This window comes from Kitasatospora sp. NPDC059646, from assembly GCF_042734615.1.
GTDB lineage: Bacteria > Actinomycetota > Actinomycetes > Streptomycetales > Streptomycetaceae > Kitasatospora.
Genome location: NZ_JBHWDS010000046.1, coordinates 1 through 25,620, shown reverse-complemented (window position 1 = coordinate 25,620; position 25,620 = coordinate 1). Strand labels below are relative to the sequence as shown.

Annotated in this window: 26 protein-coding genes and 1 riboswitch; of the genes, 14 read left to right on the top strand and 12 right to left on the bottom strand. The window is 74.7% G+C overall.

Translation table 11 applies throughout. From position 1 onward, the window contains the following. Nucleotides 1-25: 25 nt before the first annotated feature. Nucleotides 26-1,357 (top strand): class II 3-deoxy-7-phosphoheptulonate synthase, encoded by a 1,332-nt coding sequence (locus ACFV1L_RS27265; RefSeq protein ID WP_380370477.1) that lies wholly within the window; start codon nucleotides 26-28, stop codon nucleotides 1,355-1,357. Between the two features lie 131 nt (nucleotides 1,358-1,488). Continuing rightward, nucleotides 1,489-1,722: a bacterioferritin-associated ferredoxin gene (locus tag ACFV1L_RS27260; protein ID WP_035861735.1), complete on the top strand. Its 234-nt coding sequence runs from the start codon at nucleotides 1,489-1,491 to the stop codon at nucleotides 1,720-1,722. 5 nt (nucleotides 1,723-1,727) lie between these two features. On the opposite strand, the gene bfr is transcribed toward ACFV1L_RS27260, so the two are convergent. Further along, nucleotides 1,728-2,207 (bottom strand): bacterioferritin, encoded by a 480-nt coding sequence (gene bfr / locus ACFV1L_RS27255; protein ID WP_035861732.1) that lies wholly within the window; start codon nucleotides 2,205-2,207, stop codon nucleotides 1,728-1,730. Between the two features lie 302 nt (nucleotides 2,208-2,509). On the opposite strand from bfr, the gene ACFV1L_RS27250 reads away from it, so the two are divergent. Next, nucleotides 2,510-3,139, top strand: a complete 630-nt coding sequence (locus ACFV1L_RS27250) for a sulfite oxidase-like oxidoreductase (protein ID WP_380370474.1) — start codon at nucleotides 2,510-2,512, stop codon at nucleotides 3,137-3,139. Nucleotides 3,140-3,155: 16 nt separating this feature from the next. On the opposite strand, the gene pknB is transcribed toward ACFV1L_RS27250, so the two are convergent. The 4 genes from pknB to thiO all read right to left on the bottom strand — a co-directional run bounded on the left by pknB (nucleotide 3,156) and on the right by thiO (nucleotide 7,128). Continuing rightward, nucleotides 3,156-4,898, bottom strand: a complete 1,743-nt coding sequence (gene pknB / locus ACFV1L_RS27245; protein WP_380370551.1) for a Stk1 family PASTA domain-containing Ser/Thr kinase — start codon at nucleotides 4,896-4,898, stop codon at nucleotides 3,156-3,158. A gap of 85 nt (nucleotides 4,899-4,983) precedes the next feature. Then, a complete protein-coding gene (locus ACFV1L_RS27240; protein WP_380370472.1) occupies nucleotides 4,984-5,775 on the bottom strand; it encodes a thiazole synthase in 792 nt (263 codons plus the stop codon). A gap of 1 nt (nucleotide 5,776) precedes the next feature. Continuing rightward, a complete protein-coding gene (gene thiS, locus ACFV1L_RS27235; RefSeq protein ID WP_035861722.1) occupies nucleotides 5,777-5,986 on the bottom strand; it encodes a sulfur carrier protein ThiS in 210 nt (69 codons plus the stop codon). Further along, nucleotides 5,983-7,128 (bottom strand): glycine oxidase ThiO, encoded by a 1,146-nt coding sequence (gene thiO / locus ACFV1L_RS27230; RefSeq protein ID WP_380370469.1) that lies wholly within the window; start codon nucleotides 7,126-7,128, stop codon nucleotides 5,983-5,985. The genes thiS and thiO overlap by 4 nt, the downstream gene beginning before the upstream one ends. Next, nucleotides 7,123-7,235: riboswitch (TPP riboswitch) on the bottom strand. (Overlaps the previous gene by 6 nt.) A gap of 58 nt (nucleotides 7,236-7,293) precedes the next feature. Between thiO and ACFV1L_RS27225 the strand changes: the two genes are divergently transcribed. From ACFV1L_RS27225 to ACFV1L_RS27210, 4 genes are read left to right on the top strand one after another with little or no spacing between them, the layout of a single operon-like run. Further along, nucleotides 7,294-8,499 carry an NAD(P)/FAD-dependent oxidoreductase gene (locus tag ACFV1L_RS27225; protein WP_380370467.1) on the top strand — a complete coding sequence of 402 codons (1,206 nt, stop codon included), beginning with the start codon at nucleotides 7,294-7,296 and terminating at the stop codon, nucleotides 8,497-8,499. Nucleotides 8,500-8,519: 20 nt separating this feature from the next. Beyond that, nucleotides 8,520-8,885 (top strand): Rv2175c family DNA-binding protein, encoded by a 366-nt coding sequence (locus tag ACFV1L_RS27220; RefSeq protein ID WP_380370464.1) that lies wholly within the window; start codon nucleotides 8,520-8,522, stop codon nucleotides 8,883-8,885. Further along, nucleotides 8,882-9,517, top strand: a complete 636-nt coding sequence (gene thiE, locus ACFV1L_RS27215; protein ID WP_380370462.1) for a thiamine phosphate synthase — start codon at nucleotides 8,882-8,884, stop codon at nucleotides 9,515-9,517. Before ACFV1L_RS27220 ends, thiE begins: the two co-directional genes overlap by 4 nt. Before the next feature lie 59 nt (nucleotides 9,518-9,576). Next, nucleotides 9,577-10,200 carry a VanZ family protein gene (locus ACFV1L_RS27210; RefSeq protein WP_380370459.1) on the top strand — a complete coding sequence of 208 codons (624 nt, stop codon included), beginning with the start codon at nucleotides 9,577-9,579 and terminating at the stop codon, nucleotides 10,198-10,200. 7 nt (nucleotides 10,201-10,207) lie between these two features. On the opposite strand, the gene ACFV1L_RS27205 is transcribed toward ACFV1L_RS27210, so the two are convergent. After that, a complete protein-coding gene (locus ACFV1L_RS27205; RefSeq protein WP_380370458.1) occupies nucleotides 10,208-11,314 on the bottom strand; it encodes a polyprenyl synthetase family protein in 1,107 nt (368 codons plus the stop codon). A 170-nt stretch (nucleotides 11,315-11,484) separates the two neighbouring features. Here ACFV1L_RS27205 and metF point away from each other — a divergent pair, with 170 nt between their 5' ends. Together metF and ACFV1L_RS27195 are read left to right on the top strand one after the other, a co-directional pair. Beyond that, a complete protein-coding gene (gene metF / locus ACFV1L_RS27200) occupies nucleotides 11,485-12,399 on the top strand; it encodes a methylenetetrahydrofolate reductase [NAD(P)H] (protein WP_380370456.1) in 915 nt (304 codons plus the stop codon). A gap of 332 nt (nucleotides 12,400-12,731) precedes the next feature. Further along, a complete protein-coding gene (locus tag ACFV1L_RS27195) occupies nucleotides 12,732-13,469 on the top strand; it encodes a hypothetical protein (RefSeq protein ID WP_380370454.1) in 738 nt (245 codons plus the stop codon). A gap of 7 nt (nucleotides 13,470-13,476) precedes the next feature. On the opposite strand, the gene ACFV1L_RS27190 is transcribed toward ACFV1L_RS27195, so the two are convergent. Both ACFV1L_RS27190 and ACFV1L_RS27185 read right to left on the bottom strand, forming a co-directional pair. Next, nucleotides 13,477-14,868 (bottom strand): phytoene desaturase family protein, encoded by a 1,392-nt coding sequence (locus ACFV1L_RS27190; protein ID WP_380370451.1) that lies wholly within the window; start codon nucleotides 14,866-14,868, stop codon nucleotides 13,477-13,479. Between the two features lie 69 nt (nucleotides 14,869-14,937). After that, nucleotides 14,938-15,546 (bottom strand): DUF4126 domain-containing protein, encoded by a 609-nt coding sequence (locus ACFV1L_RS27185; protein ID WP_380370448.1) that lies wholly within the window; start codon nucleotides 15,544-15,546, stop codon nucleotides 14,938-14,940. 450 nt (nucleotides 15,547-15,996) lie between these two features. Between ACFV1L_RS27185 and ACFV1L_RS27180 the strand changes: the two genes are divergently transcribed. The 3 genes from ACFV1L_RS27180 (at nucleotide 15,997) to ACFV1L_RS27170 (ending at nucleotide 17,940) form a co-directional block, all read left to right on the top strand. Next, complete coding sequence (locus ACFV1L_RS27180; protein ID WP_380370447.1) at nucleotides 15,997-16,479, top strand: SAV_6107 family HEPN domain-containing protein; 483 nt, start codon at nucleotides 15,997-15,999, stop codon at nucleotides 16,477-16,479. Nucleotides 16,480-16,571: 92 nt separating this feature from the next. Next, the gene (locus ACFV1L_RS27175) at nucleotides 16,572-17,324 is read left to right on the top strand and encodes a methyltransferase domain-containing protein (protein WP_380370445.1); all 753 of its coding nucleotides are present in this window, start codon (nucleotides 16,572-16,574) and stop codon (nucleotides 17,322-17,324) included. 238 nt (nucleotides 17,325-17,562) lie between these two features. Beyond that, nucleotides 17,563-17,940: a DUF3040 domain-containing protein gene (locus ACFV1L_RS27170; protein WP_380370443.1), complete on the top strand. Its 378-nt coding sequence runs from the start codon at nucleotides 17,563-17,565 to the stop codon at nucleotides 17,938-17,940. Between the two features lie 160 nt (nucleotides 17,941-18,100). Here ACFV1L_RS27170 and ACFV1L_RS27165 read toward each other — a convergent pair whose 3' ends face one another. The 4 genes from ACFV1L_RS27165 to ACFV1L_RS27150 form a co-directional block, all read right to left on the bottom strand. Beyond that, nucleotides 18,101-20,512: a transglutaminaseTgpA domain-containing protein gene (locus ACFV1L_RS27165; protein WP_380370441.1), complete on the bottom strand. Its 2,412-nt coding sequence runs from the start codon at nucleotides 20,510-20,512 to the stop codon at nucleotides 18,101-18,103. Further along, the gene (locus ACFV1L_RS27160) at nucleotides 20,509-21,828 is read right to left on the bottom strand and encodes a DUF58 domain-containing protein (RefSeq protein WP_380370439.1); all 1,320 of its coding nucleotides are present in this window, start codon (nucleotides 21,826-21,828) and stop codon (nucleotides 20,509-20,511) included. Before ACFV1L_RS27160 ends, ACFV1L_RS27165 begins: the two co-directional genes overlap by 4 nt. 1 nt (nucleotide 21,829) lies before the next feature. Next, a complete protein-coding gene (locus ACFV1L_RS27155; protein ID WP_380370548.1) occupies nucleotides 21,830-22,777 on the bottom strand; it encodes an AAA family ATPase in 948 nt (315 codons plus the stop codon). A gap of 233 nt (nucleotides 22,778-23,010) precedes the next feature. Further along, nucleotides 23,011-23,526, bottom strand: a complete 516-nt coding sequence (locus ACFV1L_RS27150; protein WP_380370437.1) for a beta-class carbonic anhydrase — start codon at nucleotides 23,524-23,526, stop codon at nucleotides 23,011-23,013. A gap of 490 nt (nucleotides 23,527-24,016) precedes the next feature. On the opposite strand from ACFV1L_RS27150, the gene rsmH reads away from it, so the two are divergent. After that, nucleotides 24,017-24,985 (top strand): 16S rRNA (cytosine(1402)-N(4))-methyltransferase RsmH, encoded by a 969-nt coding sequence (rsmH, locus tag ACFV1L_RS27145; protein ID WP_380370435.1) that lies wholly within the window; start codon nucleotides 24,017-24,019, stop codon nucleotides 24,983-24,985. Nucleotides 24,986-25,111: 126 nt separating this feature from the next. Next, the gene (locus ACFV1L_RS27140) at nucleotides 25,112-25,573 is read left to right on the top strand and encodes a septum formation initiator family protein (protein ID WP_380370433.1); all 462 of its coding nucleotides are present in this window, start codon (nucleotides 25,112-25,114) and stop codon (nucleotides 25,571-25,573) included. Nucleotides 25,574-25,620 lie beyond the last annotated feature (47 nt).

Genomic DNA, 25,620 nt, shown 5'->3' with positions numbered 1-25,620 from the left:
TGAGCGACCCCGTAGCCTTGCCCCTGTGACCGTGACTAACCACTCCTGGCAGTCCCTGCCCGCGGCGCAGCAGCCTGAATGGCCGGACCAAGAGGCTCTGCGCAAGACCCTTGCGGAGCTCGCCTCCTATCCGCCGCTCGTCTTCGCCGGCGAGTGCGACCAGCTGCGCGCCCGGCTCGGCGCCGTCGCGCGTGGTGAGGCGTTCCTGCTGCAGGGCGGTGACTGCGCCGAGGCGTTCGACGCCGTGTCGGCCGACCAGATCCGCAACAAGCTCAAGACCCTGCTCCAGATGGCGGCGGTGCTCACCTACGCGGCGTCCGTGCCGGTGGTGAAGGTCGGGCGGATCGCCGGCCAGTACTCCAAGCCGCGCTCGAAGAGCACCGAGACCCGGGACGGCGTGACCCTGCCGGTGTACCGCGGCGACTCGGTGAACGGCTTCGAGTTCACCCCCGAGTCGCGGATCCCCGACCCGGAGCGCCTGAAGCGGATGTACAACGCGTCCGCCTCGACGCTGAACCTGGTGCGCGCCTTCACCACCGGCGGCTACGCCGACCTGCGCCAGGTGCACGCCTGGAACCAGGACTTCGTGCGCAACTCGCCGGCCGGCCAGCGCTACGAGCAGCTGGCCCGGGAGATCGACCAGGCGCTGGCCTTCATGAACGCCTGCGGGGTGGCCCCGGAGGAGTTCAAGACGGTCGAGTTCTTCTCCTCGCACGAGGCGCTGATCCTCGACTACGAGACGGCGCTGACCCGCACCGACTCGCGCACCGGCGACCTGTACGACGTCTCCGGCCACATGGTGTGGATCGGCGAGCGCACCCGCCAACTGGACCACGCGCACATCGAGTTCGCCTCGAAGATCCGCAACCCGATCGGCGTGAAGCTCGGCCCGACCACCACCGTCGACGAGGCGCTCACCCTGATCGACCGCCTGGACCCGGAGCGAGAGCCCGGCCGGCTCACCTTCATCACCCGGATGGGCGCGGGCAAGATCCGCGACCACCTGCCCACCCTGGTGGAGAAGGTCACCGCGTCCGGCGCCCAGGTGGTGTGGATCAGCGACCCGATGCACGGCAACACCTTCGAGGCCTCCAGCGGCCACAAGACCCGCAACTTCGACGACGTGCTCGACGAGGTCAAGGGATTCTTCGAGGTGCACCGCGCGCTCGGCACCCACCCGGGCGGCATCCACGTGGAGCTGACCGGCGACGACGTCACCGAGTGCGTCGGCGGCGGCGACGAGGTGCTGGTCGACGACCTGCACCAGCGCTACGAGACGGCCTGCGACCCGCGGCTCAACCGCAGCCAGTCGCTGGACCTGGCGTTCCTGGTGGCCGAGATGTACCGCAACCAGTAGTCCCGGCCCGGCCGGTGTGACGAAGGCCCCTCCGTTTCCGGGTGATCCGGGACGGAGGGGCCTTCTTCGTACCCGGAGCACCAGGTAAGGTAAGGCTCAGTAAACAGCGTCGATGGTGGAAGGGGCCGCACATGTACGTGTGCATGTGCCATGCGGTCACCGAGGCCCAGGTCAAGCAGAAGATCGACGAGGGCGCCACCACCCCGCGCCAGATAGCCCGGGGCTGCAAGGCCGGCACCGACTGCGGTTCCTGCGTGCGGCGCATCCAGGCGCTGCTCGGCGAGCACGGCGCCCGCCCGTGCCCCACCGCCCGGCTGGCCCAGAAGCTCGGTCTGGCCGAACCGTCCGCCCCGCAGGCCGCCTGACCGGGTCAGCTCTCCGGCTGTTCGATCAGCTGCGCGATGTAGAGCGCCTCGCCGAGCTTGTCGAGCAGTTCCAGCTGGGTGTCGAGGTAGTCGATGTGGTGCTCCTCGTCGGCGAGGATGTCCTCGAAGATGTTCGCCGAGGTGACGTCGTTCTTGGCGCGCATCACCACGATCCCGCGCTTGAGGCGGTCGATCGCCTCCACCTCGATCTGCCGGTCGGCCTCGAACATCTCCTTGACGGTCTGCCCGATGCGGACGTGGAACAGCCGCTGGTAGTTCGGCAGGCCCTCCAGGAACAGGATCCGGTCGGTCAGCGTCTCGGCGTGCTTCATCTCGTCGAACGACTCGTGCCGGGTGTACTTCGCGAGCTTCGTCCAGCCGTTGTTCTCCTGCATCTTCGCGTGCAGGAAGTACTGGTTGATCGCGGTCAGCTCGGCGGTCAGCTGCTCGTTGAGGAACTCGATGACCTCGGGATCGCCCTGCATGGCCTGCCTTCCTGACGGGTAATTCCGGTCGGTGCCCGGTTGCCCGCATGGTGGCAGCCGCCGGGGGCGCAGTTCCAGTAAGTTCACGCTTACCGGCGGCTCGGAGATCGACATTTCCGTCTCGACGGCAATTCGCTGACCTGCGGCGATACCGCCCGGATTGGGCCGTTCGGGGGTATCTGCTCCGAACGCCTGCGCGGATTTGCGTCGTGTTGCCCCCCTCCGCCGGAACGGATTCCCGGCCGGCGGCGCGCGGTGGGGGCGCGCGCAGTTCGCGGACCGCCGTCTGTCACCATGGAGCCATGGGTCAGCACCAATCGGAACAGCCGCCGCCGTCTGACCCGAGGCTCCCGCCGGGCCAGCGCCGGCAGCGCGGCTGGCCCGTCCTGCACTACGGGCCGGTGCCCCGGTTCAAGCCGGACAGCTGGGACTTCCAGGTGTTCGGGGCGACCGCCGACGCGGAGAAGACCAGCTGGGACTTCACCGCCTTCCACGCCCTGCCCAAGACAACCGTCCGCGGCGACTTCCACTGCGTCACCCGGTTCTCCATGCTCGGCAACGAGTGGTGCGGCGTCGCCGCCCGGACGGTCCTCGACCTGGTCCCGCCCGCCCCGGGCGTCACCCACGTCATGGTGTGGGCCGAGTACGGCTACAGCGCCAACCTGCGGCTCGACGACTTCGCCGACCCGTCGACCGTGTTCGCCACCCACCACGACGGGCAGCCGCTCACCCTCGAACACGGCTTCCCGGTCCGCCTGGTGGTGCCCCACCTGTACGCCTGGAAGGGCCCCAAGTGGGTGCGCGCCGTCGAGTACATGCGGGCCGACCGGCGCGGCTTCTGGGAGGAGCGCGGCTACCACAACCGCGCCGACCCCTGGCAGGAGCAGCGCTACTCCTACCAGGAGCAGGAAGGCGACGGGCCGCTGCGCTGAGCCGCCCGACGGGGCGTCAGAACAGGCTGACGGTGATCGTCACCGTCGACCCCTGCGGGCGCGGCGTCCCCGCCGCCGGGGACTGCCCGGTCACCTTGCCCAGCGGGAGCAGGCCGGCGATCTGCGGCACGAAACCGGCGTCCTGCAGGGCCTTCGACGCGTCCTCCTTGGACATGCCGGAGACGTCCGGGACCGGGCGCATGCCCTTGGAGACGGTCAGCGCCACCGGCGAGTTCGGGGCCAGCGCCGTTCCGGCGGCCGGGTCGGTGGAGATCACCGCGCCCTTCGGCACCGTGTCGCTGAACTGCTCGGTGGTGGTGCCCGCCGTCAGCCGGGCGTCGGCCAGCGCCTTCGTCGCCTCCGCCACCGGACGGTTCGTCAACTCCGGCACCGGCAGCCGCTCGGGGCCGCGCGAGACGACCACCTTCACGGCGTCGCTCTTGCGGACCCGCGCACCCACCCCCGGGTCGGTCGAGATGACCTGCCCGGCCTGCACCGACTCGCTGAACTGCTGGCTGAACGAGCCGTGCAGGCCCTGCCGGTCCAGGATCGACGCGGCCTGCTGCTGGTTCTGCCCCAGCACGCTCGGCACCGTCGCGTACACCGCGCTGGACAGCGCGTACGTCACCCCGCCGACCAGCAGCACCACGGCCAGTCCCACCGCCGACCAGACCAGCGGCAGCCGGCCGCGGCCGCGTCCGGCGCGGCGTGCGGCCCGGCGGCGCGGGCGGGCGTCGTTGTCGTTCACCTGTCGGACCGGCGGCAGCAGGTCCGGCGGGACCTCCAGCACGCTGGTGCGCTCCAGGCCGGGCGGCGCGCTGATCACCGCGGTCGCCTCGCCCGGGCCGTACTGCGGGGTCGGCCGGCCGGACGCCGGCGGCTCCGCGTCCAACTGCGCGGCCGGCAGCGAGCGGCGGACCCGCTGCACCGCGGCCAGCAGCTCCACCGCGTCCCACGGCCGGGCCTGCGGGTCGCGGGCGGTGGCGGCGGCCACGATCGCGTCCAGCTCCGGGCCCACCGCCGGGGCGGTGCGGGACGGCGCGGGAACGTCCTCGTGCAGGTGGCGGTACATCACCTGGGCGGCGTTCTCGCCGGTGTGCGGGCGGCTTCCGGTCAGCATCTCGTACAGCAGGATGCCCGCCGCGTAGACGTCCACCCGCTGGTCGGTGGCCGCGTCCTGGCTGATCTGCTCCGGCGCCAGGTACGAGACGGTGCCCAGCAGTTGGCCCGCCTCGGTGGCGGCGGTGGCGGTCGAGTCGGCGGCGCCCATCACCCGGACCAGGCCGAAGTCCGCGACCTTCACCAGCCCGTTGTCGGTGATCAGCACGTTCTCCGGCTTGACGTCCCGGTGCACCAGGCCCGCCCGGTGCGCCGCGCCGAGCGCCGCCAGCACCGGCTCCAGGACGTCCAGGGCGGCCCGCACCGAGAGCGCCCCGCGGTCGCGCAGCAGCTCGCGCAGGGTGCGGCCGGGGACGAACTCCATCGCCATGAACACCGCGCGCGGATCCGCGCCCTGGTCCAGCACGTTGACCACGTTCGGGTGCGCGAGCCGGGCCACCGCCTTCGCCTCGCGGATGAACCGCGCCGTGAAGTCGGCGTCGCCCGCCAGCGAAGGGTGCATCACCTTCAGCGCGACGGCGCGGTCCAGCCGGGTGTCGGTGCCGCGGTAGACGGTCGACATGCCGCCGACGGCGATCCGCTGCTCGACCCGGTAGCGCCCGTCGAGCAGCACGCCGAGCAGGGGATCGTTCAGGGTCATGTCCACCCGAGGAGTCTAGGGGCCGCGGACGCGCCCGCCCGGCAGGGTCCGCTTTCGATTCGGTCACCCGCCGGGCGCGCGCCCGTCAGAAGGCCGGGCGCTCGCGGGTGTCGGCGAGGCCCTCGGCGGGGGAGGACGCCTCGGCGTAGTAGCGGCGCGGGATGCGGCCGGCCCGGTGGGCCAGGCGGCCGGCCTCGACGGCGCGCCGCATCGCGTCGGCCATCAGCACGGGATCCTGGGCGCGCGTCACGGCGGACGCCAGCATCACGGCGGAGCAGCCGAGTTCCATCGCCAGGGCGACGTCGCTCGCGGTGCCCGCGCCGGCGTCCAGGACCACCGGGACGTTCGCGGACTCCACGATCAGCTGGAAGTTGTGCGGGTTGCGGATGCCCAGCCCGGAGCCGATCGGCGAGCCCAGCGGCATGATCGCCGCGCAGCCGACGTCCTCCAGCTTGCGGGCCAGCACCGGGTCGTCGTTGGTGTACGGCAGCACCGTGAAGCCGTCGTCGACCAAGGTCTCGGCGGCGTCCAGGAGTTCGATCGGGTCGGGCAGCAGGGTGCGCTCGTCGGCGATCACCTCCAGCTTCACCCAGTCGGTGCCGAGCGCCTCGCGGGCCAGCCGGGCGGTGAGCACGGCCTCGCCGGCGGTGTAGCAGCCGGCCGTGTTCGGCAGGATCCGGATCCCGTTGCGGGCCAGCACCTCCAGCACCGAGCCCTGGGTGGCGGTGTTCACCCGGCGCATCGCGACCGTGGTCAGCTCGGTGCCGGAGACCTTCAGCGCCTGCTCCAGCACGTCCAGGCTGGGGGCGCCGCCGGTGCCCATGATCAGCCGGGAGGTGAACGTCGTGCCGCCGATGGTCAGCAGGTCGTCGGCCATCTCAGCCTCCCTGCACGGCGGTGAGGATCTCGACCCGGTCGCCCGCGCGCAGCGCCGTGGCGGGCCACGAACTGCGGGGCACCACGGCCTCGTTGACGGCGGCGGCGACGCCGGTGTTGGCGGCGGACACCTCGGCGACCACCGCGTCCAGCGTGGTGTCCTCGGGCAGCGTGCGGGGTTCGCCGTTGACGGTCAGGGCGACGGTGTTCATGCGGGCACCTCGGTGCGGAAGCGGTCGGGGGCGAAGCCGGCGGCGAGCGGGGGGACCTCGCCGGTGGCCAGGTAGTCGGCGAGCAGGTCGGCGGTGACGGGCGTCAGCAGCACGCCGTTGCGGTAGTGCCCGGTGGCGGCGGCCAGGCCGGGCAGCGCGGTCGGGCCGAGCAGCGGCGCGTTGTCGGGGGAGCCGGGCCGCAGGCCCGCGCCCGTCTCCACCAGCGGCAACTCGGTGATGCCGGGGACGAGTTCGTGCGCGTCGCGGAGCAGCTCGTACACGCCGCCCGCGGTGACGGTGGTGTCGTGGCCCTGCTCCTCGGTGGTCGCGCCGACCACCAGCTCGCCGTCCGCGCGCGGCACCAGGTACAGGTGCTGCCCGCGCACCACGGCGCGCACGTTGCGGGACAGGAACGGCGCGTACGGCTCGGGGACGCGCAGCCGCAGCACCTGCCCCTTGACCGGGCGGATCGGCGGCAGCACGCCGTCCGGCAGGCCCGGCAGCAGGTGGCTGCGGGAGCCGGCCGCCAGCACCGTGCGGTCCGCCGTCAGCTGCTCGCCGGTCGACAGCCGTACGCCGGTGGCGCGTTCGCCGTCGGTGGTCAGCTCGGCGGCCTGCGTGCGGTGGAAGGCCACGCCCAGCAGCCGGCACGCCGCGACCAGGGCGGCGGCCAGCCGGCGGCCGTCCACCTGGTGGTCCTCGGCGACGTGCAGGCCGCCGCGCACGCCGGGGGCGAGCATCGGCTCCAGCCGGCGGCACTCCCGGCCGGTCAGCCACTCCGAGGCCAGGCCCAACCGGCCGTGGAAGGCGTGCAGTTCGCGCAGCTCCGCGCGGTCGTCGGCGTCCAGCGCGACGGCCAGCGTCCCGGTGCGGCGGTAGCCGGTGTCCAGGCCGGTGAGCTCGGTCAGCTCGGCCGCGAACGCCCCGTACCGCTCGTTGGACGCCATCCCCAGGCGCAGCAACGGCTCCTCGCCGTACTGCAGTTCGGTGACCGGGGCGAGCATGCCCGCGGCGACCTGCGCCGCACCGCCGCCGGGCGACGGGTCCACCACCGCGACCGACAGGCCGCGCTGCGCGGTGCGCCAGGCGACGCCGAGGCCGATGACGCCCCCGCCGATCACCAGCACGTCCGAATGTGCCACAGCGCTTCTTCTCCCTTCGCCGGCATGACCCGGATCAGGTTCGGACGGTCGCGGGCCGCCACAGCCCGCCTCTCAGCCCGGTGCGCCGGGCTCCCGTGATGAGGTAGTACCCCCACCTTATCGCCGGGCCCACCCGCGCCCACAGGGGCGTGCGGGAGGGCTAGGGTGGACGCCGTGGCTGAGCTGAGGGCAACGGACCGGGTCGTCGTGGTCGGGGCGGGCATGGCGGGCGCGCAGGCCGCGCTGAACCTGCGGCAGGGCGGCTGGCAGGGGGCGATCACCCTGCTCGGCGACGAACTCCACCTCCCGTACGACCGGCCGCCGCTGTCCAAGGACGTCCTCCTCGGCAAGGCCGACGCCACCGCCTTCGACATCGACTGGCGCGACCTCGGCGTCGACCTGCTCACCGGCCGCCGCGCCACCGCCCTGGAGGCCGGCACGCTGCACACCGACGGCGGCGAACTCCCGTACGGGGCCCTGGTGATCGCCACCGGCGCCGACCCCCGCACGCTGCCCGGCCTGCCCGGCGCCCGCACCCTGCGCACCGTCGACGACGCGCACGCGCTGCGCGCCGCGCTCACCCCCGGCAGGCGGATCGTGCTGGTCGGCGCGGGCTGGATCGGCGCCGAGACCGCCACCGTCGCCCGCGCCCTCGGCTGCCACGTCACCGTGGTGGAGGCCGCCGCCACCCCGCTGGCCGGGGCCCTGCCCGCCGAACTCGGCACGCTGATGGCCGACTGGTACGCCGAAGCCGGCGTCGAACTGCGCTGCGGCGCCGCGGTCGCCGGGGCCGCCGACGGCGGGGTGCTGCTCGCCGACGGCACCCGCCTGCCCGCCGACGAGGTGGTGGTCGGCGTCGGCGCCCGCCCCGCCACCGGCTGGCTGGCCGGCGGGCCGCTGGCGCTCGACCCGGACGGCACGATCCCGGTCGACGACCGGTTGCGCACCGCGCTGCCCGGCGTCTGGGCGGCCGGGGACTGCGTCTCCTACCCGTCGGCCCGGTTCGGCGCCCGGCTCGCCGTCCAGCATTGGGACCACGCCCTGCACTCCGGCGGCGCCGTCGCCGCCTCGGTGCTCGGCGCCCTGGACGCGCCCTACGACCCCGTCCCCTACTTCTGGTCCGAGCAGTTCGGCCGCATGGTGCAGTACGCGGGACGGCACGCCGGCGCCGACCACCTGCTGTGGCGCGGCTCCCCGTCCGAGCGCGCCTGGTCGGTGCTGTGGCTGCGCGACGGCGCGCCGGTCGCGCTGCTCGCCGTCGACCGGCCGCGCGACCTGGCGCAGGGCCGGCGCCTGATCGAACGCGGAACGGTGCTCGATCCGGCGCTCGCCGCCGACCCGGCCGTCCAGCTGAAGGCGGCGACGGCGTAGCGCGTGGGTAGGCTGGGGGCGTGAGCACAATTGATCCCAAGATCGACGCCCTGGTTCCCGCGTGGCTGTACCTGCCCGACATCTCCGAGCGGTGGGGCGTGGTGATCACCGAGGTCCGCGACATGGTGCGCAGCCGCAAGCTGCTGGCCGTCCGCCGCGGCGAGAACAACTCCCTGCAGGTGCCCGCCGACTTCATCGAGGACGACGGCCCGGTCAAGCACCTGGTCGGCACCCTCACGGTGCTCCGTGACTGCGGCTTCTCCGACGAGGAGATCCTGGAGTGGATGTTCACCGAGGACCCGTCGCTGCCCGGCAGCCCGATCCAGGCGCTGCGCGAGAACCGCGGTACCGAGGTCAAGCGCCGCGCCCAGGCCATGGCGCTGTGACGGCCCGTCAGCAGCTCGCCGACGCGAAGCTCTACCTCTGCACCGACGCCCGCCGCGAGCAGGGCGACCTGGCCGACTTCCTGGACGCGGTGCTGGCCGGCGGCGTCGACATCGTCCAGCTCCGGGACAAGAACCTGGAGGCCCGCCAGGAACTCGAGTTCCTGGAGGTGTTCGCCGACGCGGCGAAGCGGCACGGCAAGCTGCTGGCCGTCAACGACCGCGCCGACGTCGCGTACGGCGCCCGGCCGGACGTGCTGCACCTCGGGCAGGACGACCTGCCGGTGCGGGTCGCCCGCGCCATCCTCGGCGAGGACGTGCTGATCGGGCGCTCCTGCCACGCCGAGGCCGAGGTGGACGCGGCGATCGCCGAGCCCGGCGTCGACTACTTCTGCACCGGCCCGGTCTGGCCCACCCCGACCAAGCCCGGCCGCCACGCCCCCGGCCTCGACCTGGTCCGCCACGCGGCCGGCCGGAACCCGGCCCGGCCGTGGTTCGCGATCGGCGGCATCGACCTCGGCAACCTCGACCAGGTCCTGGACGCCGGGGCGACCCGGATCGTGGTCGTCCGCGCCCTGACCGCCGCCGAGGACCCGGGCGCGGCCGCCGCGCAGCTGGCCGCCCGCCTGCGGTAGCGGCCGGTGGGAGTGGCGCCGCCGGGAACCGAACGGGGCCCCGGCGCCCTCCTGGAGGCATGAACCCCACCGCCCGCCGCACGGCGCTGCTGGTCCCCGTCGCGCTCCTCGCGGCGGCCGTCGCCCTCGTGGCGCAGCGGCCGCTGCACCACCGCGCCGGCTGGCAGCCGTGGCTGGGCACCGTCAACGGCGTGGTGTTCTGGTCGCTGGCCGCCCTGCCGCTGTCCGCCGCCCTGGTGTGGCTGGCGGCCCGCCGCCGTCCGGGGGCCGGGGCGTGGCGGCGGCCGGCCGCGCTGGCCGTCATGGTGCACGGGACGGTGCCGTGGGTCTGGATGATCATGCTGCCGGGCCCGGGGGCGGGCACCGCGCCCCGCCGGGTCAGCCTGCTGCCGCTGCACGACCTGTGGGAGATCCTCACCCACGGCACCCCGGTCACCGCGACGGTGCAGATCATCGGCAACCTGCTGGTGTTCGCCGCCCTCGGCTACGTCGCGCCGCTCCGGTTCCCCGCGCTGGCCTCGGCGTGGCGGGTGCTGGCGCTCGGCGCGGCCTGCTCGGTGCTGGTCGAGACCGCCCAGTACGTGCTGTGGCTGGACCGGGTGTCGTCGGTGGACGACGTCCTGCTGAACGCCGCCGGCGCCGGACTGGCCGCGCTGGCCTCCCGGCGCCGGTGGGGCCGCTGACGGCCCGTCAGTACTTGCGCACCGTCGCCGCGTCCGCCAGCGCCCGGAGCACCTCGCGGGTCGGGCCGTCCGCGATCGGGGCCGCGTGCAGGGCGGCCAGCGCCTCGGTGAGCAACTGGTCGATGCGGGCCTCGACGAGCGCCGGGGCGCCGCTGGCGGAGACCAGGTCGCGCAGTTCGGCGATCTCGGCCGGATCGAGGTCGGGGGCGCCGAGCCGGGTGTCCAGCCGCTCGGCGTCGAGCTCCGACAGGCCGCGCATCGCGTGCGCGACCAGCAGGGTGCGCTTGCCCTCGCGCAGGTCGTCGCCGGCCGGCTTGCCGGTGACCGCCGGGTCGCCGAACACGCCGAGCAGGTCGTCGCGGAGCTGGAACGCCTCGCCCAGCGGGAGACCGAAGTTGCCGAGCGCCTCGACCAGGTCCGGGCCGGCGCCGGCCAGCAGCGCGCCGACCTGGAGCGGGCGCTCGATGGTGTACTTCGCGGACTTGTAGTGCAGCACGGTGCGGGCCCGGTCCGGCGCGTCCGCGTCGGTGGAGTCGCCGGCGACCGGCTCCAGCACGTCCAGGTACTGGCCGAGCATGACCTCGGTGCGCATCAGGTCGAACGCGGGCTTGGCGGCGGCGACCCCGGCGGCCGGCAGCCCGGAGCGCTGGAACAGCTCGTCGCACCAGATCAGCAGCAGGTCGCCGAGCAGCACCGCCGCGGACGCGCCGTACTGCTCGCGGTCGCCGCGCCAGCCGCTGGCCCGGTGCAGGTTCTCGAACCGGCGGTGCACGGCCGGCAGGCCGCGGCGGGTGTCGCTGCGGTCCATCAGGTCGTCGTGCACCAGGGCGCTGGCCTGGAGCAGTTCCAGTGCCGCCGCGGCCCGCTCGATGCCGGGCTCGTCGTCGCCGCCGCCGGCCGCGCGCCAGCCCCAGTAGCAGAACGCCGGACGCAGCCGCTTGCCGCCGTCGAGCAGGAACTCGCGCAGCGCGTCGGCGACCGGACCGAGCTGGTCGGAGATGCCGGAGAGCAGGGCGGTCCGTTCGGCCATGAACGCGCTGAGCGCGGCGTTGACGCGGTCGCGCACGTCCTCCGCGTCGACGGGGTTGCGGGGAAGACGGGTGGAGGAGGGCACCTGAGACTCCGGTTAGATGGGCTGACAGTCAGACTAACGCCCCCAGTTGGGTGCCCCGGTCCGCCGCCGCCCCGGGCGGTCCGCCGGGCGGCGCCCGAAAATCTCAACCACTGTCTCAGTCCCTGGACGTCGTTTGTCCGGGCCGCGCCGCCGACGGCTAACCTGCCTGCATGGCACTCGGGATTCCCTCCACCAGAAGCGACCGCGCGCAGACCGTGCGCGACCTGCTGGCGGCAGGCGACCGCTCCTTCTCGTTCGAGTTCATGCCGCCCCGCAACGAGGAGGGCGAGCGCAAACTCTGGGACGCGATCCGCCGCGTCGAGGCGCTCGACCCCAACTTCGTCTGCATGACGTACGGCGCCGGCGGATCCTCCCGCGGCCGCACCGTCAACCTGGTCGGCCGGATCGCCACCGAGACCACCCTCACCCCCGTCGCCCACCTCACCGCCGTCGACCACTCGGTGGCCGAACTGCGCAACATCATCGGCCAGTACGCCGACGAGGGCGTCCGCAACGTGCTCGCCGTGCGCGGCGACCCGCCCGGCGACCCGATGGGCGAATGGGTCCGGCACCCCGAGGGCGTCAGCTACGCCTACGAACTCGTCGAACTCATCAAGAGCATCGGCGACTTCTGCGTCGGCGTGGCCGCGTTCCCGCAGATGCACCCGCGCTCCACCGAGTGGGACGAGGACATCCGGCACTTCGTCGCCAAGTGCCGGGCCGGCGCGGACTACGCGATCACCCAGATGTTCTTCGAGGTCGAGGACTACCTGCGGCTGCGCGACCGGGTCGCCGCGGCCGGCTGCGAGACGCCGATCATCCCGGAGATCATGCCGGTCACCAACATCCGCCAGCTCGTCCGCTTCCCGCAGCTGTCCGGCTCCGACTTCCCGCCGGAGTTCCGGCGCCGCCTGGAGGCCGCCGCCGACAACCCCGCCGAGCTCCGCGCCGTCGGCCTGGAGCACGCCACCGCCATGGCCGAGCGGCTCCTCGCGGAGGGCGCCCCCGGGCTGCACTTCATCACCCTCAACCACAGCACCGCGACGCTGGAGATCTACCAGAACCTCGGCCTCCACAAGCGCTGACGGCCCTGCGGGCGGGGCCCGGGCGCTCGGCCTGCGGCCGGGAGGGCTGCCGCGGGGAGAGTTTCGCCGGGGCCCTGTGGCTTGCTGTCCGGGGTGGGTGGCGTCCTGCCGGATCGGGGCCCTGTGGCTTGCTGTCCGGGGTGGGAAGGGGCTTGTCGGGGCCGGCGTCGGCTTCGGGGGTCCGGGGCGCCCGGTGTGCGGTCCGGGGCGGGCGGGCCGTGGTGGGGGAGGGCCTGCCGGGTCGGGCCCGGCAGGGATGAGGTGGTGTTTGCCCGGAGGCTGTACAGTCGCCCGCAACCGCGCGGTGATGGTGGCGTCTGGAGGTTGCGGGGATGGGCATCGGACACCTGTTCCTCTATGGCGCGTTGGCGCTGGTCGCGGTCTGGCTGGTGGCCGAACTGCTGCTGCAGAACCGGGCCGCGCTGCACTGGCGGGCGCTGGCCCTGGCGGGGTTCCTCGGGGTGGTGGCGGGGATGACGCAGTCCTCCCTGCCGGTGATCGTCGCGGGTGCCGGGGCGTTCGCGGTGGGGCAGGCGGTGGTCACCGCGTCCGTCAAGCGCGGCCGCCCGGTGGGCTGGTCGCTGCGGCGCGCGGACGGCGGCCTGCCCGGCCCGTTGGCGAAGGTCCCGCTGCTGGCCGCGGCCACCGGCGGCGCGACGGCCGCGACGGCGGTCGCCGCGGCGGCTCCGAAGGTCGGTGAGGTCGGCCCGGTCGAGGACGAGCCGGTGGTGGAACAGCCGTACGCGTACCAGGAGTTCCAGGAACTCGACGCGGGCATCTACGCCGAGGAGCCGGTCGTCCCGCAGCAGCCGCAGCCCGACCAGCAGCAGTACTACTACCAGCAGCCGGACTACGGCCACCAGCAGCAGGCGTACCAGGGCTACCAGGACCCGTACGCCCAGCCGGTGCAGCAGCCGCAGCCGCAGCTGATCGGCTACGACCAGTACGGCCAGCCGGTCTACCAGTACCCGCAGCAGCAGTACGCGCAGCCCGAGCAGTACGCGCAGCCGTACATTCCGCAGCAGCCGGGCGAGCAGCAGCACAACGGGTACTACCAGCAGCAGTACTGAGGGTCCGTCAGGCCGGGCCGAGCAGGCCGGCGGTGATCGAGGCGGACATCCCGACCCGGGCCAGTCCGCCGCCGGGGTGGGCGTGCGCGCCGATCAGGTACAGGCCGGGCTCGCCCGGCTCGTTGGCCTGGGCGAGCCGGCCGCCGGCCAGCGCGGGCGCCGGGACGGACGCGGTCAGCCGGGTCTCCCGCCAGCGCAGCCGGTCCCGCAGGTCGATGCCCGCGGCGGCCAGCCGGGACAGCAGCCGCTCGGCGTAGGCGTCCTGCTGGGTGTCCGTCAGGGTGAGCCCGGCGGGGACGGTGACGGTCAGCACGGCCGCCTCGCAGTCCGGACCGGGGACGAGGGACGGGTCGTCGGGGCGGAGCAGCTGCACGGTGGGGCGGTCCGGCAGGGTGCGGTCGGCGAAGACCGCGCGGGCCTCGGCGGCGACGTCCGCACCGTGCAGCACGGTGCGGTGCGCGGTGCCGGCGGGGCGGGCGCCGTCCAGGGCGAGCAGCACCGTGAAGCGGCCCGGCGCGGGCTCGGCGGGCTCCGCGACGCCCAGGCCGGGGACGGCCGACAGCACCGCGTCCGCGTCCAGCACCCCGCCGTCGGTGCGGACGCCGGTGACCCGCCCGCCGGCGCGCTCCAGCGCCCGCACGGGGGTGTCGAAGCGGAACTCCACCCCGCGCTGCCCGCACCGCGCGAACACCGCGTCGGCGAGCGCCCGCAGGCCGCCGGCCACGTACCAGACGCCGAACGACTGCTCCATGTACGGCAGGACGGTCGCCGAGGCGGGCGCGGCCAGCGGGTCCAGGCCGTACCGCAGCGCGTACTCGGCGAGCAGCGCGGTCGGGCCGGGCGCGCCGGCCAGTTCGCGGGCGGCGACGTCGGCCAGCGTGTGGCGGCCGCGCGGCAGCAGCCGGGCCAGGCCGCGGCGCGGCGGCGCCGGGTACGGGTCGGCGGGGTCGACGGCCGGGCGGGGCTCCTCCAGCAGCGGGCGGCGGGTGGCCTCCCAGACGGTGCGGCCCCGGTTGACCATGTCGTTCCAGCGCTCGCCGGAGCCCGCGCCGAACGCCGCGTCCAGCGCCTGCCCGACGCCGCCGCGGGAGGCGTTCGGCAGCACCAGCTCGGTGCCGTCCGCGAACAGGTGCCGGCTCTCCGGGTCCACCGGCCGCAGCCCGACCAGCTGCTCCAGCGGTTCGCGCCCGGTCTTCAGCGCCAGGTCCCGGTACACCGCGGGCAGCGCCAGCAGTCCGGGCCCGGTGTCGAAGCCGAAGCCCTCGCGCCGGTACGCCCCCACCTGCCCGCCGTACGTCCCGGCCGCCTCCAGCACCGTCACCCGGTGCCCGAGGGTGGCCAGCCTGGACGCGGCGGCCAGACCGCCCATGCCTGCGCCGACGACGATGATCCGAGCCATGGCAGAAGATCCTATGCGGCCCTCACCCGGCGGCCGCCCACGGCCTCCGGGGCGCGCGGGGCGGCCCGCTCAGGCCGCCGCCGCCCGCGCCGCCTCCCGGGCCAGCCTGCGCTCCCTGCGGCGTAGCCAGAACCGCCGGATGCGGGAGACCGCGAACCACACCAGCAGCGCCCCGAGCAGCAGCAGGACGGCCGCGGCCGAGGCCGCCAGCCAGGGGTGGAAGACCGCCAGGGACACCAGGCCCGCCACCGAGAGGTCCTCGGCCAGGCTGACCGCGATGTTGGAGGCCGGCTCCGGCGAGGTGTTCACGGCCATCCGCAGCCCCGCCTTGATGCCGTGGCTGAGCAGCGCCGTCGTGCCGCCGACCGCGCCGGCCGCGACCTCGCCCAGCGAGCCCGGGTCGTGCGCCGCCAGCAGCGCGCCCACGGTCGCGCCGGCGATCGGGCGGACCACGGTGTGCACCACGTCCCACAGGCTGTCCACGTACGGGATCTTGTCGAGCACCGCCTCGCACAGGAACAGCACCGCCGCGGCGACCAGCACGTCGGTGCGCTCCAGCACCGGCGGCACCGCGTCCGCCCCGCCGAAGCGGCCGAACAGCCCCAGCAGCAGCACCACGGCGTAGGCGTTGATCCCGCTCGCCCAGCCGCTGGTGAAGATCAGCGGAACGGCCTCCACCCCAGCCCCCTCGCAGCACCCGGCCCGTCCGGACCTCGGACGGGAACCGCCACCGTACCCGTCCCCGCCCACCGGCGGGGGCGTCTGAGTATCCGTACTCAGATCCCCGGTTGAGTACCCGCACGGATTCCCGCTGTCACCGCGCACCGGCACAGTAGTGGGCAACGGGAAGGCCCCCGCGGTGGAGCCGCCCGAAGCGCCCGGGGCAGGCCGCCGTCGACGGGGGACCGGCGGCCCGCACCACAGGCCCTGGGCGCGACCAACGGCCGCAGGACGGGGGCCGGGCACCGCCGACACGGGGCGGCGGAGCCCAGCCCCTACCGGGGGAGCGGCCGTGGGGACGACCCGGACGGACACGAACGGTCCGGAATTGTCAGACCCCCCGTTCACGATGGAGGCATGCGCGGGCCGACCGGCCCGGGCAAGGTCCGGAGTGAACGGGGGAGACCCATGACCATCAGTCGTCCTGAGCCTGTCGCCCGCCCTGCCGTCGATCAACCCACCCTGCCCTCCGCGCGCGGCGCCGAGGCCCACCCGGTGCTGCGGCGGGTCGCCGCCCCGCCGCACGCACTCGAACTGCTCCGCCACGCGCACCGCACCCTGGTGCACGCCCGCAGCAGGCAGGATCCGCTCGAGCGCTACGCCACCGCCCACCTCGCCGCGCTGCGCGCCACCGCCGCCGTGCTCGCCGTCCGCGGCCGGCCGAGCAGCCCGCGCCGCCGCCACGCGATCCGCCCGGCCTGGGAGCTGCTGCCCGAAGTCGCCCCCGAACTCGCCGAGTGGGCCGCCTACTTCGCCGCCGGAGCCCGCCGCCGGGCCGCCGCGGAGGCCGGCATCACCGGCGCTGCCGGCGAGCGCGACGCGGACGACCTGATCCGCAACACCGCCCTGTACCTGCGGATCGTGGAGCGGATCCTGGCCCTGCACCCCTGAGCCCGGCGCTGCGCCGCTCCCGGCCCGCCCGGTCCGGCCGGATAGGGTGGTGGGGTTCCCGCCGTGGAAGACCTGCCAAGAGGGGTGCCGCCTTGTATCCGACTCGTCCCCGCAGTGCGCTGCGTACCGCCGTGGTGTGGGAGGTGCTGCGGTCGGCGCTGGAGCGGCGCTCCGCCGAGCTCGGACAGCCGGTCCTGGACGTCGTCGACACCGGCGGCGGGACCGGCAACTTCGCCGTGCCCGTCGCCAGGCTCGGCCACCGGGTGACCGTGGTCGACCCCAGCCCCGACGCCCTGTTCGCGCTGGAGCGGCGGGCCGCCGAGGCCGGCGTCACCGACCTGGTGCGCGCCGTCCAGGGCGACACCCAGACGCTGCCCGAGCTGGTCCCGGCCGGCTCGGTCGACGCGGTGCTCTGCCACGGCGTCCTGGAGGTCGTCGACGACCCCGCCGAGGCGCTCGGCCACCTGGTCGGCACCCTCGGCAAGGGCGGCCTGGTCAGCCTGCTCGCCGCCAACCGCAACGGCGCCGTGCTGGCCCGCGCGGTGGCCGGCCAGTTCGCCGACGCCCGCACCGCGCTGGACGCCCCCGACGGCCGCTGGGGCGCCGGCGACCCGATGCCCCGCCGCTTCACCGGCGACCAGCTCGACGCCCTGGCCGCCGACGCCGGCCTGCGGGTCACCTCCGTGCACGGCATCCGGGTCTTCGCCGACCTCGTCCCCGGCGTGCTGGTCGACACCGAGCCGGGCGCGCTCGACGCGCTGCTCAAGCTGGAACTGGCCGCCGCCGAGCAGCCCGCGTTCCACGCCGTCGCCACCCAGCTCCACCTGCTCGCCGAAGCGGTCTGATCACCCTCCGGCACAGCAGGGGCACCAAGTGGGGGGTCCGCTCGTTGCACAGGTGCGGGCCCACCTCGTGGTGGCCCGAGCCACGCCTGATTGACCACGCCGAACCGGGCCCGTGGACCGTATGATCTGGGTAAAGCCGGTAAGCATGACGGCCAGACCGGTGGGGCATATGGACCACACAGGCCCGAGCCAGGGGTGGCGGACCGGTCGCCCCGCGACCGACGAGTAGGAGGACTCCGTGCCGCTCTCGGAGCACGAGCAGCGACTGCTCGAGCAGATGGAGCGAGCGCTGTACGCCGAAGATCCCAAGTTCGCGTCAGCGCTTGAGGGAACCGGCCTGCGCACCTACACCCGTCGGCGGGTATACCTGGCCGTGGCGGGCTTCGTGGTGGGCGTCGCGCTGCTCATGGGAGGCCTGGTCGCGCAGGTCATCTGGGTCAGCGTGGTCGGGTTCCTGGTGATGCTGGGCTGTGCGGTCCTCGCGGTGACCGCGTGGCGACGAGGCCCGGCCGGACACGGTCCACGGCAGGCGGCAGCGCCTCGCCGGAAGACCGGCGTCATGGATCGAATGGAACAGCGCTGGCAGCGGCGCCGCGACGAGCAGAGCGGCCTGTAGCAGCGCGATCGGAAACCGACCGGATCCGCCCGAGGAGGGTACTTCCCTCGCCGGGCGGATCTTTCCGTCTGCGGGTGCGTCCCTGCGGCCTCGCCGGGCGGTCCGCCCGGCGAGGCCGTTTCCTCGCCGGGCGGATCCCTTCGCGGGCCCGCTCTGCGGGTCAGTCCTTGGGTGCGCGGCGGAACGGGCGGGTGAGGGTCGCGCGGACCCTGGCCGACCGCTCCGCCATCCGCTCGCGGGCCGCGGCGACCCGGTCCTGGGTGCGCCACCAGAGGCGGACGGTGGAGGCGGGCAGGAACAGGGCGCGCAGGCGGCGGCCCCGGGTGGCCTGGGTGAGCAGGCCCTCGCGGGCGGTGCGGACGTCGCTGCCGAGGTGCGGGGACGGCTCCGACTCGCGGGCGTACATGACGCGTTCGGTGGCGAGCGCGACCCGGCCGGCGGCCTCCGCGGCGGCGGGGGCGAGGTGGGCGTCCTCGGCGAGCCGGCGGGCGGCGTTCCGGGGGGTCCGGGCCTCGTCCGGGGGCAGGCCCAGGTCCCAGGCGGAGTCCACGAGTTCGGCCCAGGCGGCGAGCACCTGCTCGTCGGTGAGCCGGGGCCCGTCCGCGCCGGGGCCGTGGCGGCCGGCGCCGAGACGGCGGCGGCGCAGCCGGCGGCGCAGCAGCATCGGGGTGGCCAGCACGGCGAGCAGCAGGACCAGGCCGGCGGCGAGGAGCAGCGCGGGCCAGGTCTGCCACCAGGCGGTGGCGGTGGTGCGGTGCTCGACGACCGCGGCCTCGTCGTCGCAGTCGCCGATCCGGTGCTGCTGCGGGCTGCAGGCGCTGGAGGCGGACGGGCCGGCGGAGGGCCGGCTGTCGGTCGCGGAGGCGCTCGGCTGGGCGCTGGGCTGCGTGGGGTTGGCGACCTGCGGGACGGAGTACAGCGGGACGGTGCCCCGGTTGGGGGTGGGCTCGAAGCGCATCCAGCCGAGGCCGGCGAAGTACAGCTCCGGCCAGGCGTGGTAGTTCGAGCTGCGGACCACGCGGTTGGTGGAGTCGCCGGTGCCGGGGGTGAAGCCGATGGCGACCCGGGACGGGATGCCGAGCGAGCGGGACATCGCGGCCATGGTGGCGGCGAAGTGCACGCAGAAGCCCTCGCGGTCCTGGAGGAACTTGGCGATGGCGTCCGGCCCGGTGCGCGGCTCGATCTTCGTGTTGTACGTGAAGTCGCCCTTGGTGAAGTACTGCTGGAGGGCGACCGCCTGGTCGTACGGGTTGGCGAGGCCGGCGGTGACGGTCCGGGCGGTGTCGCCGACCACGGCGGGCAGGTTGTTCGGCAGCGACAGGTAGTGGTTGGCGATCTCGGCGGGCGCCGGACCGGCCGAGCGGAGCTGCGCGGCGGTGGCGTTGACGGTGACCGAGCCGACGGCGTACGAGAGGCCGTTGGTCTTCTGGCCGTTGACGCCGCTGACGGTGCGGCCGCTGCGGTCGAAGCGCCAGTTCGTGGTGGACGGCAGCTCGACCCAGGACACCGGGTACGGCATCGGCAGCCAGGTGGTGCCGAGCCGGTCGGAGATCTTGACGTTGGTGCGGATCTGGCTGGTGCCGACGCTGGTGGCCAGGCCCTCGGGGTAGGGCAGCGTGGTCGGCAGCGGCTCCGCGGACTGGCCGCCGGGCTTCCACTCCTCGCCGTTGAACTCGCTGAGCGAGGCGACCCGCAGGTAGAGCTGGTCGGCGTCGGTGGCGTTGGTGGAGAAGCGCAGCAGCTCGGTGTCGTCGCCGGAGCGCAGGTTGGCGGTGAGCGCGACGACCAGGTTCAGCGACCGCTCGTCGCCCGCGCCGCTGCCGGTCCCGCTGCCGCCGCCCCGGCCGCCGAAGCCGTCGAACAGGCCCGAGCCGGCGGCGGGCGCCAGGGCCGGCAGCACGATGGCGGCGGCCAGCGCGATCAGGCCGACCCGGCGGCCGCCGTTGGACAGCGCCACCGCGGAGCGGCCGGTGCCGTGGAAGACCCGGCCCCAGCGGGTGAGCCGGTCCTGGCCCTCGGTGTACAGCAGGATCAGGTAGCCGGCCGCCGCGAACAGGAACCACAGCCACATGCCGCCCGGCGAGCCGGCCAGGCCGCAGCCCACCGAGTACAGGGCGAGCAGCGGCAGGCCCGCGGCGGCGGCCCGGCGGTAGGTGACGGCGAGGGCGTCGACCAGCACCGCGACCAGGGCGACCGCGCCGACCACGATCAGCCGCAGGCCGTCGGTGGTGGGGGCCGGGATCGCGTACTCCTGGATGTCGCTGCCGCCGTCGGCGAGCAGCCGGGAGACGGCGTCGAGCGCGCCCGGGCCGGGCAGGATGCCGATGCTCATCGAGGACTGCACGGTGGTCAGCATCAGCACGTACAGCACCACGAGCAGCTGGAGCGGCAGCACCAGGGCGCGGGGCAGCGGCAGGGCGCGCAGGCCCGCGCCGGCGCCGGCCGCGGCGACGACCATCAGCAGGCCGTGCGGGGCCAGCGCGAAGGAGTCCTTGAACAGCGGGGACAGGCACAGCGCCGCCAGGGCGGTCGCCAGGGCCGCGCAGAGCGTCAACTTGGCCCGGGTGGTCACGCGCCGACCTCGTCTCGGTAGGGAACGGAGTTCTGGGTGCGGTCGGCGGCCCGCCACAGCGCGGGCAGCGAGTCGCCGGCCCGGACCGGCAGGACGGTCCAGCCGGCGTCGCGCAGCCGGCCGGCCAGCGAGTCGGCCTGCTCGTCGGAGGCGTCCGGGAACAGGTGCCGAAGACCCGCCCAGGTGCCGGTGTCCAGCAGCAGGGCGACTGCGCCGCCGGCCCGGCGGCGCAGTCGGACCAGGCGGTCGGCCTGCTCGTCGTCCAGGTCGCCGACGATCGCCACCAGCAGGCCCTCGCCGCCGAGGCGCAGCACCTCCTCGGCGCGGGCCAGGGTGCCGCCGTCGGAGTGCTCGACCACGGCGAGGGCGTCCAGCAGCACGCCGATCGACTCGGCGGCGGTGGTGGCGTTCGCACCGTGCTGCGGGTGGGCGCGGCCGGTGTCGGTGAGCAGCCGGGTCTGGTAGCCGCGCTGCACCAGGTCGGCGGTGATCGAGGCGGCGGCGGACACCGCCCACTCGAACGAGGACGCCGGCCCGGAGCCGCGGTGCGCGGTCTCCCGGGTGTCCAGCAGCACGGTGGCGCGGGCGCGCAGCGGCTGCTCCTCCCGGCGGACCATCAGCTCGCCGTAGCGGGCGGTGGACTTCCAGTGCACCCGGCGCAGGTCGTCGCCGTGCCGGTACTCGCGGGGGATCACGTCGTCGTCGCCGGCCAGCGCCAGCGCGTGCGCGTTGGACTCGCCCTGCCCGGCGGACTCGCCGGGCAGCCGCACCGGCGGCAGGGCCTGGACCTGCGGGACGACGGTGAGCACGTCGGCGGCGCTGAACGAGCGGGTCAGCTCGCACATCCCGAACGGGTCGGACAGCCGCAGCTGCAGCGGGCCGAGCGGGTAGCGGCCGCGCAGGTCGGAGCGGACCCGGTAGGACACCTCGCGGAAGCCGCGCGGCTCGACCCGGTCCAGCACGAACCGCGGGCGGGGGCCCAGCACGTACGGGACCTTGTCCTCCAGCAGCAGCAGGCCGGTGGGCACCCGGGAGACGTTGTCCAGCCGCAGGTGCACCCGGGCCTCCTGGCCGGCCGAGGCCCGCTGCGGGCTGAGCCGGCGGCCGGAGGCGACCCGGTAGCGGGTGCGCACCAGCAGCAGCGCGGACGCCACCGGCAGCACCGCCAGCAGCACGCCGACCTGGAACAGCGCGTCCTGGCCGAACAGGTACGCGCAGAGCGCGGCGGTCAGGCCGGCGGCCAGGAACGAACGCCCCCGGGTGGTCAGCCCGTTCAGGGCGGCGCGCAGCCCGGAGGGCCGGGCGGGGCCCGCCACCTCAGCGGCCCTGCGGACGCGGGATCGGCAGTCGGGACACCAGGTCGAGCACCACGTTCTCCACCGTGCGGCGGCTCAACTGGGTCTCCGAGGTGGGCAGCAGACGGTGCGCCAGCACCGGTACGGCCAGCGCCTGGATGTCGTCCGGCAGCACGTAGTCGCGGCCGTCCAGGGCGGCGTGCGCGCGGGCCGCGCGGACCAGGTGCAGGGTGGCCCGGGGCGAGGCGCCGAGCCGCAGTTCGGGGGTGTTGCGGGTGGCGGCGACCAGGTCGACGGCGTACCGGCGGACCGGGTCGGAGACGTACACGCCCTTGACCACCTCGATCAGCTTGAGCAGGTCGGCGGCGTGCGCGACCGGCTGCAGGTCGTCCAGCGGGTTGGCGGCCGAGTGCAGGTCGAGCATCGCGTACTCGGCCTCGGGGCTGGGGTAGCCGATCGAGATGCGGGCCATGAAGCGGTCGCGCTGGGCCTCCGGCAGGGCGTAGGTGCCCTCCATCTCGACCGGGTTCTGGGTGGCGATCACCATGAACGGCGAGGGCAGCTCGTAGGAGGTGCCGTCGATGGTGACCTGGCGCTCCTCCATCGACTCCAGCAGCGCGGACTGGGTCTTCGGCGAGGCCCGGTTGATCTCGTCGCCGACCACGATCTGCGCGAAGATCGCGCCGGGCCGGAACTCGAAGTCCCGCTGGTGCTGGTCGAAGACGTTGGTGCCGGTGACGTCCGACGGCAGCAGGTCCGGGGTGAACTGGATGCGGCGCACCGTGCAGTCCACCGAGCGGGCCAGCGCCTTGGCGAGCATGGTCTTGCCGACGCCGGGCACGTCCTCCAGCAGCAGGTGGCCCTCGGCGAGCAGCACCGTCAGCGCGATCCGGACCGCCTCCGGCTTGCCCTCGATCACGCTCTCGACGGACGCCCGGACCCGCTCGACCACCGCCGTAAGCTCCGCCAGCCCGACCGGCTCCCGGTGCTCGTAGCGGCCCGACTCCGGCTGCTCCGTGCCCTGTCCGTTGATGGTCGTCACCCGTACGCTCCCATGTGCAACAGTCGCCGGGCGGCTGGTTCGAGCCCGGCCCACCCCGAATACTTGGCGCATTCTTCCTTGTCCGGCGGCCAGAAGTCACCCGGCCGGGCGACAACGCGAAGGCTGTCCCGGTTTGGGACGAGGGCGGGGCCCGGACGGTTTCAGCGGATCTCGCGGAGCAGCCCGGTGTGGACGTCGAAGACGAAGCCGCGGACCTGGTCGCGGTGCGGCAGGAACGGCGAGGTGCGGACCCGCTGCACGGACTGCCGGACGTCGGCGTCCAGGTCGGTGAAGGCCTCCACCGCCCACTGCGGGCGCTGGCCGACCTCGCGCTCCAGGTCGTGCCGGAAGTCCTCGGTCAGGCCGAGCAGGCCGCAGCCGGTGTGGTGGATCAGCACCACGGTGCGGGTGCCCAGGGCGCGCTGACTGACGGTCAGCGAGCGGATCGTGTCGTCGGTGACCACACCGCCCGCGTTGCGGATGATGTGCGCGTCGCCGAGCTCCAGGCCCAGCGCGGCGAACAGGTCGAGCCGGGCGTCCATGCACGCCACCACCGCGACCTTCCGCACCGGGCGGGCGTCCATGCCGCCGTCCCGGAAGGTCTCGGCGTAGGCGCGGTTGGCCGCCACGAAGCGGTCGGTCTCGGACGGCCGGTCGGAGCCGGGTACAGGTGCCATGGCGACGACGGTAGTGGCGGCGCGCCGTCCGCGGGGCCCACCTGCGCAAGCCTTTACCCGCCGGTCCCGCACCCCGTTCGGACGGCTTCGACCCGGTTCGACCGGCGCGCCGCGAGCGGTCCGCGCCCCGTCCGCCCACGGCCCGCAGTACCGGCCCGACCTGCGCAAACCGATAGGGCCGGCCGGGTGGTGCGCCGTCGCGGAGCGTTGACTGGCGAGGCGTGGGCGATAGTCTGGCCGCGCAGTGGAGCACGGCGGACGGCACCCGGCAACCGGGCGCCCGGCCGCCCTCCGCGCCGGGCCACCGGCCCGCACGCAGCCCGCGGCCTCCTCCCGCTCCGTGCCCACCTGGCGCACCTTCCCCGGCGCCGGGCGGTCGCTCCTTCCCCCGAGCGAGCGGGCGGGGACCACGGGCGGCGTGCGGAACCGGCGGGCCGGTAGGCGAGAATGGCCGGGCACACCCTGCACCTGAGGAAGGCCCCGCCCCCGTATGAGTACCGACAGCCCCACCCCCCGGCACATCCCGGTGATGCTGGAGCGCTGCCTGGACGCCCTCGCCCCGGCGATCTCCGCACCCGGCGCGGTGGTGGTGGACGCCACCCTGGGCCTCGGCGGCCACAGCGAGGCGCTGCTGACCCGCTTCCCCGAGGTCCGCCTGGTCGCCGTCGACCGCGACCCGCAGGCGCTGAAGCTGTCCGGCGAGCGGCTGGCCCGCTTCGGCGACCGCGCCACCCTGGTGCACGCCGTGTACGACGAGATCCCGCGCGTCCTCGACGACCTCGGCATCCCCGCCGTGCAGGGCGTGCTCTTCGACCTCGGGGTGTCCTCGATGCAGCTGGACGAGGCCGACCGCGGCTTCGCCTACGCCCAGGACGCCCCGCTCGACATGCGGATGGACCAGACCCGCGGCATCTCCGCCGCCGAGGTCCTCAACACCTACAGCCACGGCGACCTGGCCCGGATCCTCAAGGTGTACGGCGAGGAGCGGTTCGCCGGGAAGATCGCCTCCGCGGTGCTGCGGGAACGCGAGAAGGAACCGTTCACCACCAGCGCGCGTCTGGTGGAGTTGGTCCGCAACGCCATCCCGGCCGCCACCCGGCGCACCGGCGGCAACCCGGCGAAGCGGACCTTCCAGGCGCTGCGGATCGAGGTCAACGGCGAACTGGAGGTCCTCGACCGGGCCATCCCCGGCGCACTGGACGCCCTCGCGGTGGGCGGCCGGATCGTGGTGATGTCCTACCAGTCGCTGGAGGACCGCCTGGTCAAGCAGTACTTCCAGGCCGGGGCCACCTCGACCGCCCCGCCGGGCCTGCCGGTGATCCCCGAGGAGCTCCAGCCCTGGCTGAAACTGCTCACCCGCGGTGCCGAACTGGCCACCGAGGAGGAGATCGAGGAGAACCGGCGCGCCGCGCCCGTACGGCTGCGCGTGGCGGAGAGGATCAGAGAGACCCGGAGGTAGCCAGCCGCCGGGAGCAGCGGATCGAAGGGGAGTGGAGCGGTGCCGGTGGCCGGCGAGCGGACCCGGGGGCGCGTCCCCGGGCAGGGGGGCAGGGCGCGGATCACCGTCCGCCCCGGGGCGCGCTCGATGCGGGGGCGCACCCCGTTCGCGGTGCTGGTGGTCACCCTGCTGTCGGCCGGGCTGCTCGGCCTGCTGATGCTCAACACCGCCCTCAACGAAGGCTCGTTCACGCTGTCCCGGCTGAAGAGGCAGACCACCGAGGCCACCGACCAGCAGCAGTCCCTGCAGCAGGACATCGCCGCCCAGTCCGCCCCCGACGCGCTGGAGCAGCGCGCCCGCGAACTCGGCATGGTCCCCGGCGGCGACCCGGTCTTCCTCGGCGCCGACGGCAGCGTCACCGGCAAGCCCAAGCCGGCCGAGGACAACCCGCCGGTGCCGCGCAGCAGCACCGAGCCCTGGCAGCGCCCCGCCGCCTCCGGCCCGTCCTCCCCGTCGCCGAGCCCCGGCCCCGCCGACCCCGGCATCGACCTGGCCCCCGCGCCGCCCGCCACCGCGTCCGGCAGCCCCTCGCCCGGGGCCCAGCGGTGACCCGCCCGCCCGGCGACCCCCACCGGCCCCGCCGCACCCCGCCCGCC

What these genes read in the sequence shown, in the direction of transcription:
- ACFV1L_RS27210 (WP_380370459.1), top strand. Translation starts at nt 9,577, where the DNA reads ATGAACCCCACCGCCCGCCGCACGGCGCTGCTGGTCCCCGTCGCGCTC.
- thiS (WP_035861722.1), bottom strand. Translation starts at nt 5,986, where the DNA reads ATGAACACCGTCGCCCTGACCGTCAACGGCGAACCCCGCACGCTGCCC.
- pknB (WP_380370551.1), bottom strand. Translation starts at nt 4,898, where the DNA reads ATGACCCTGAACGATCCCCTGCTCGGCGTGCTGCTCGACGGGCGCTAC.
- ACFV1L_RS27195 (WP_380370454.1), top strand. Translation starts at nt 12,732, where the DNA reads ATGGGCATCGGACACCTGTTCCTCTATGGCGCGTTGGCGCTGGTCGCG.
- metF (WP_380370456.1), top strand. Translation starts at nt 11,485, where the DNA reads ATGGCACTCGGGATTCCCTCCACCAGAAGCGACCGCGCGCAGACCGTG.
- rsmH (WP_380370435.1), top strand. Translation starts at nt 24,017, where the DNA reads ATGAGTACCGACAGCCCCACCCCCCGGCACATCCCGGTGATGCTGGAG.
- ACFV1L_RS27190 (WP_380370451.1), bottom strand. Translation starts at nt 14,868, where the DNA reads ATGGCTCGGATCATCGTCGTCGGCGCAGGCATGGGCGGTCTGGCCGCC.
- ACFV1L_RS27240 (WP_380370472.1), bottom strand. Translation starts at nt 5,775, where the DNA reads ATGGCCGACGACCTGCTGACCATCGGCGGCACGACGTTCACCTCCCGG.
- ACFV1L_RS27140 (WP_380370433.1), top strand. Translation starts at nt 25,112, where the DNA reads ATGCGGGGGCGCACCCCGTTCGCGGTGCTGGTGGTCACCCTGCTGTCG.
- ACFV1L_RS27180 (WP_380370447.1), top strand. Translation starts at nt 15,997, where the DNA reads ATGACCATCAGTCGTCCTGAGCCTGTCGCCCGCCCTGCCGTCGATCAA.
- ACFV1L_RS27260 (WP_035861735.1), top strand. Translation starts at nt 1,489, where the DNA reads ATGTACGTGTGCATGTGCCATGCGGTCACCGAGGCCCAGGTCAAGCAG.
- ACFV1L_RS27150 (WP_380370437.1), bottom strand. Translation starts at nt 23,526, where the DNA reads ATGGCACCTGTACCCGGCTCCGACCGGCCGTCCGAGACCGACCGCTTC.
- ACFV1L_RS27250 (WP_380370474.1), top strand. Translation starts at nt 2,510, where the DNA reads ATGGGTCAGCACCAATCGGAACAGCCGCCGCCGTCTGACCCGAGGCTC.
- bfr (WP_035861732.1), bottom strand. Translation starts at nt 2,207, where the DNA reads ATGCAGGGCGATCCCGAGGTCATCGAGTTCCTCAACGAGCAGCTGACC.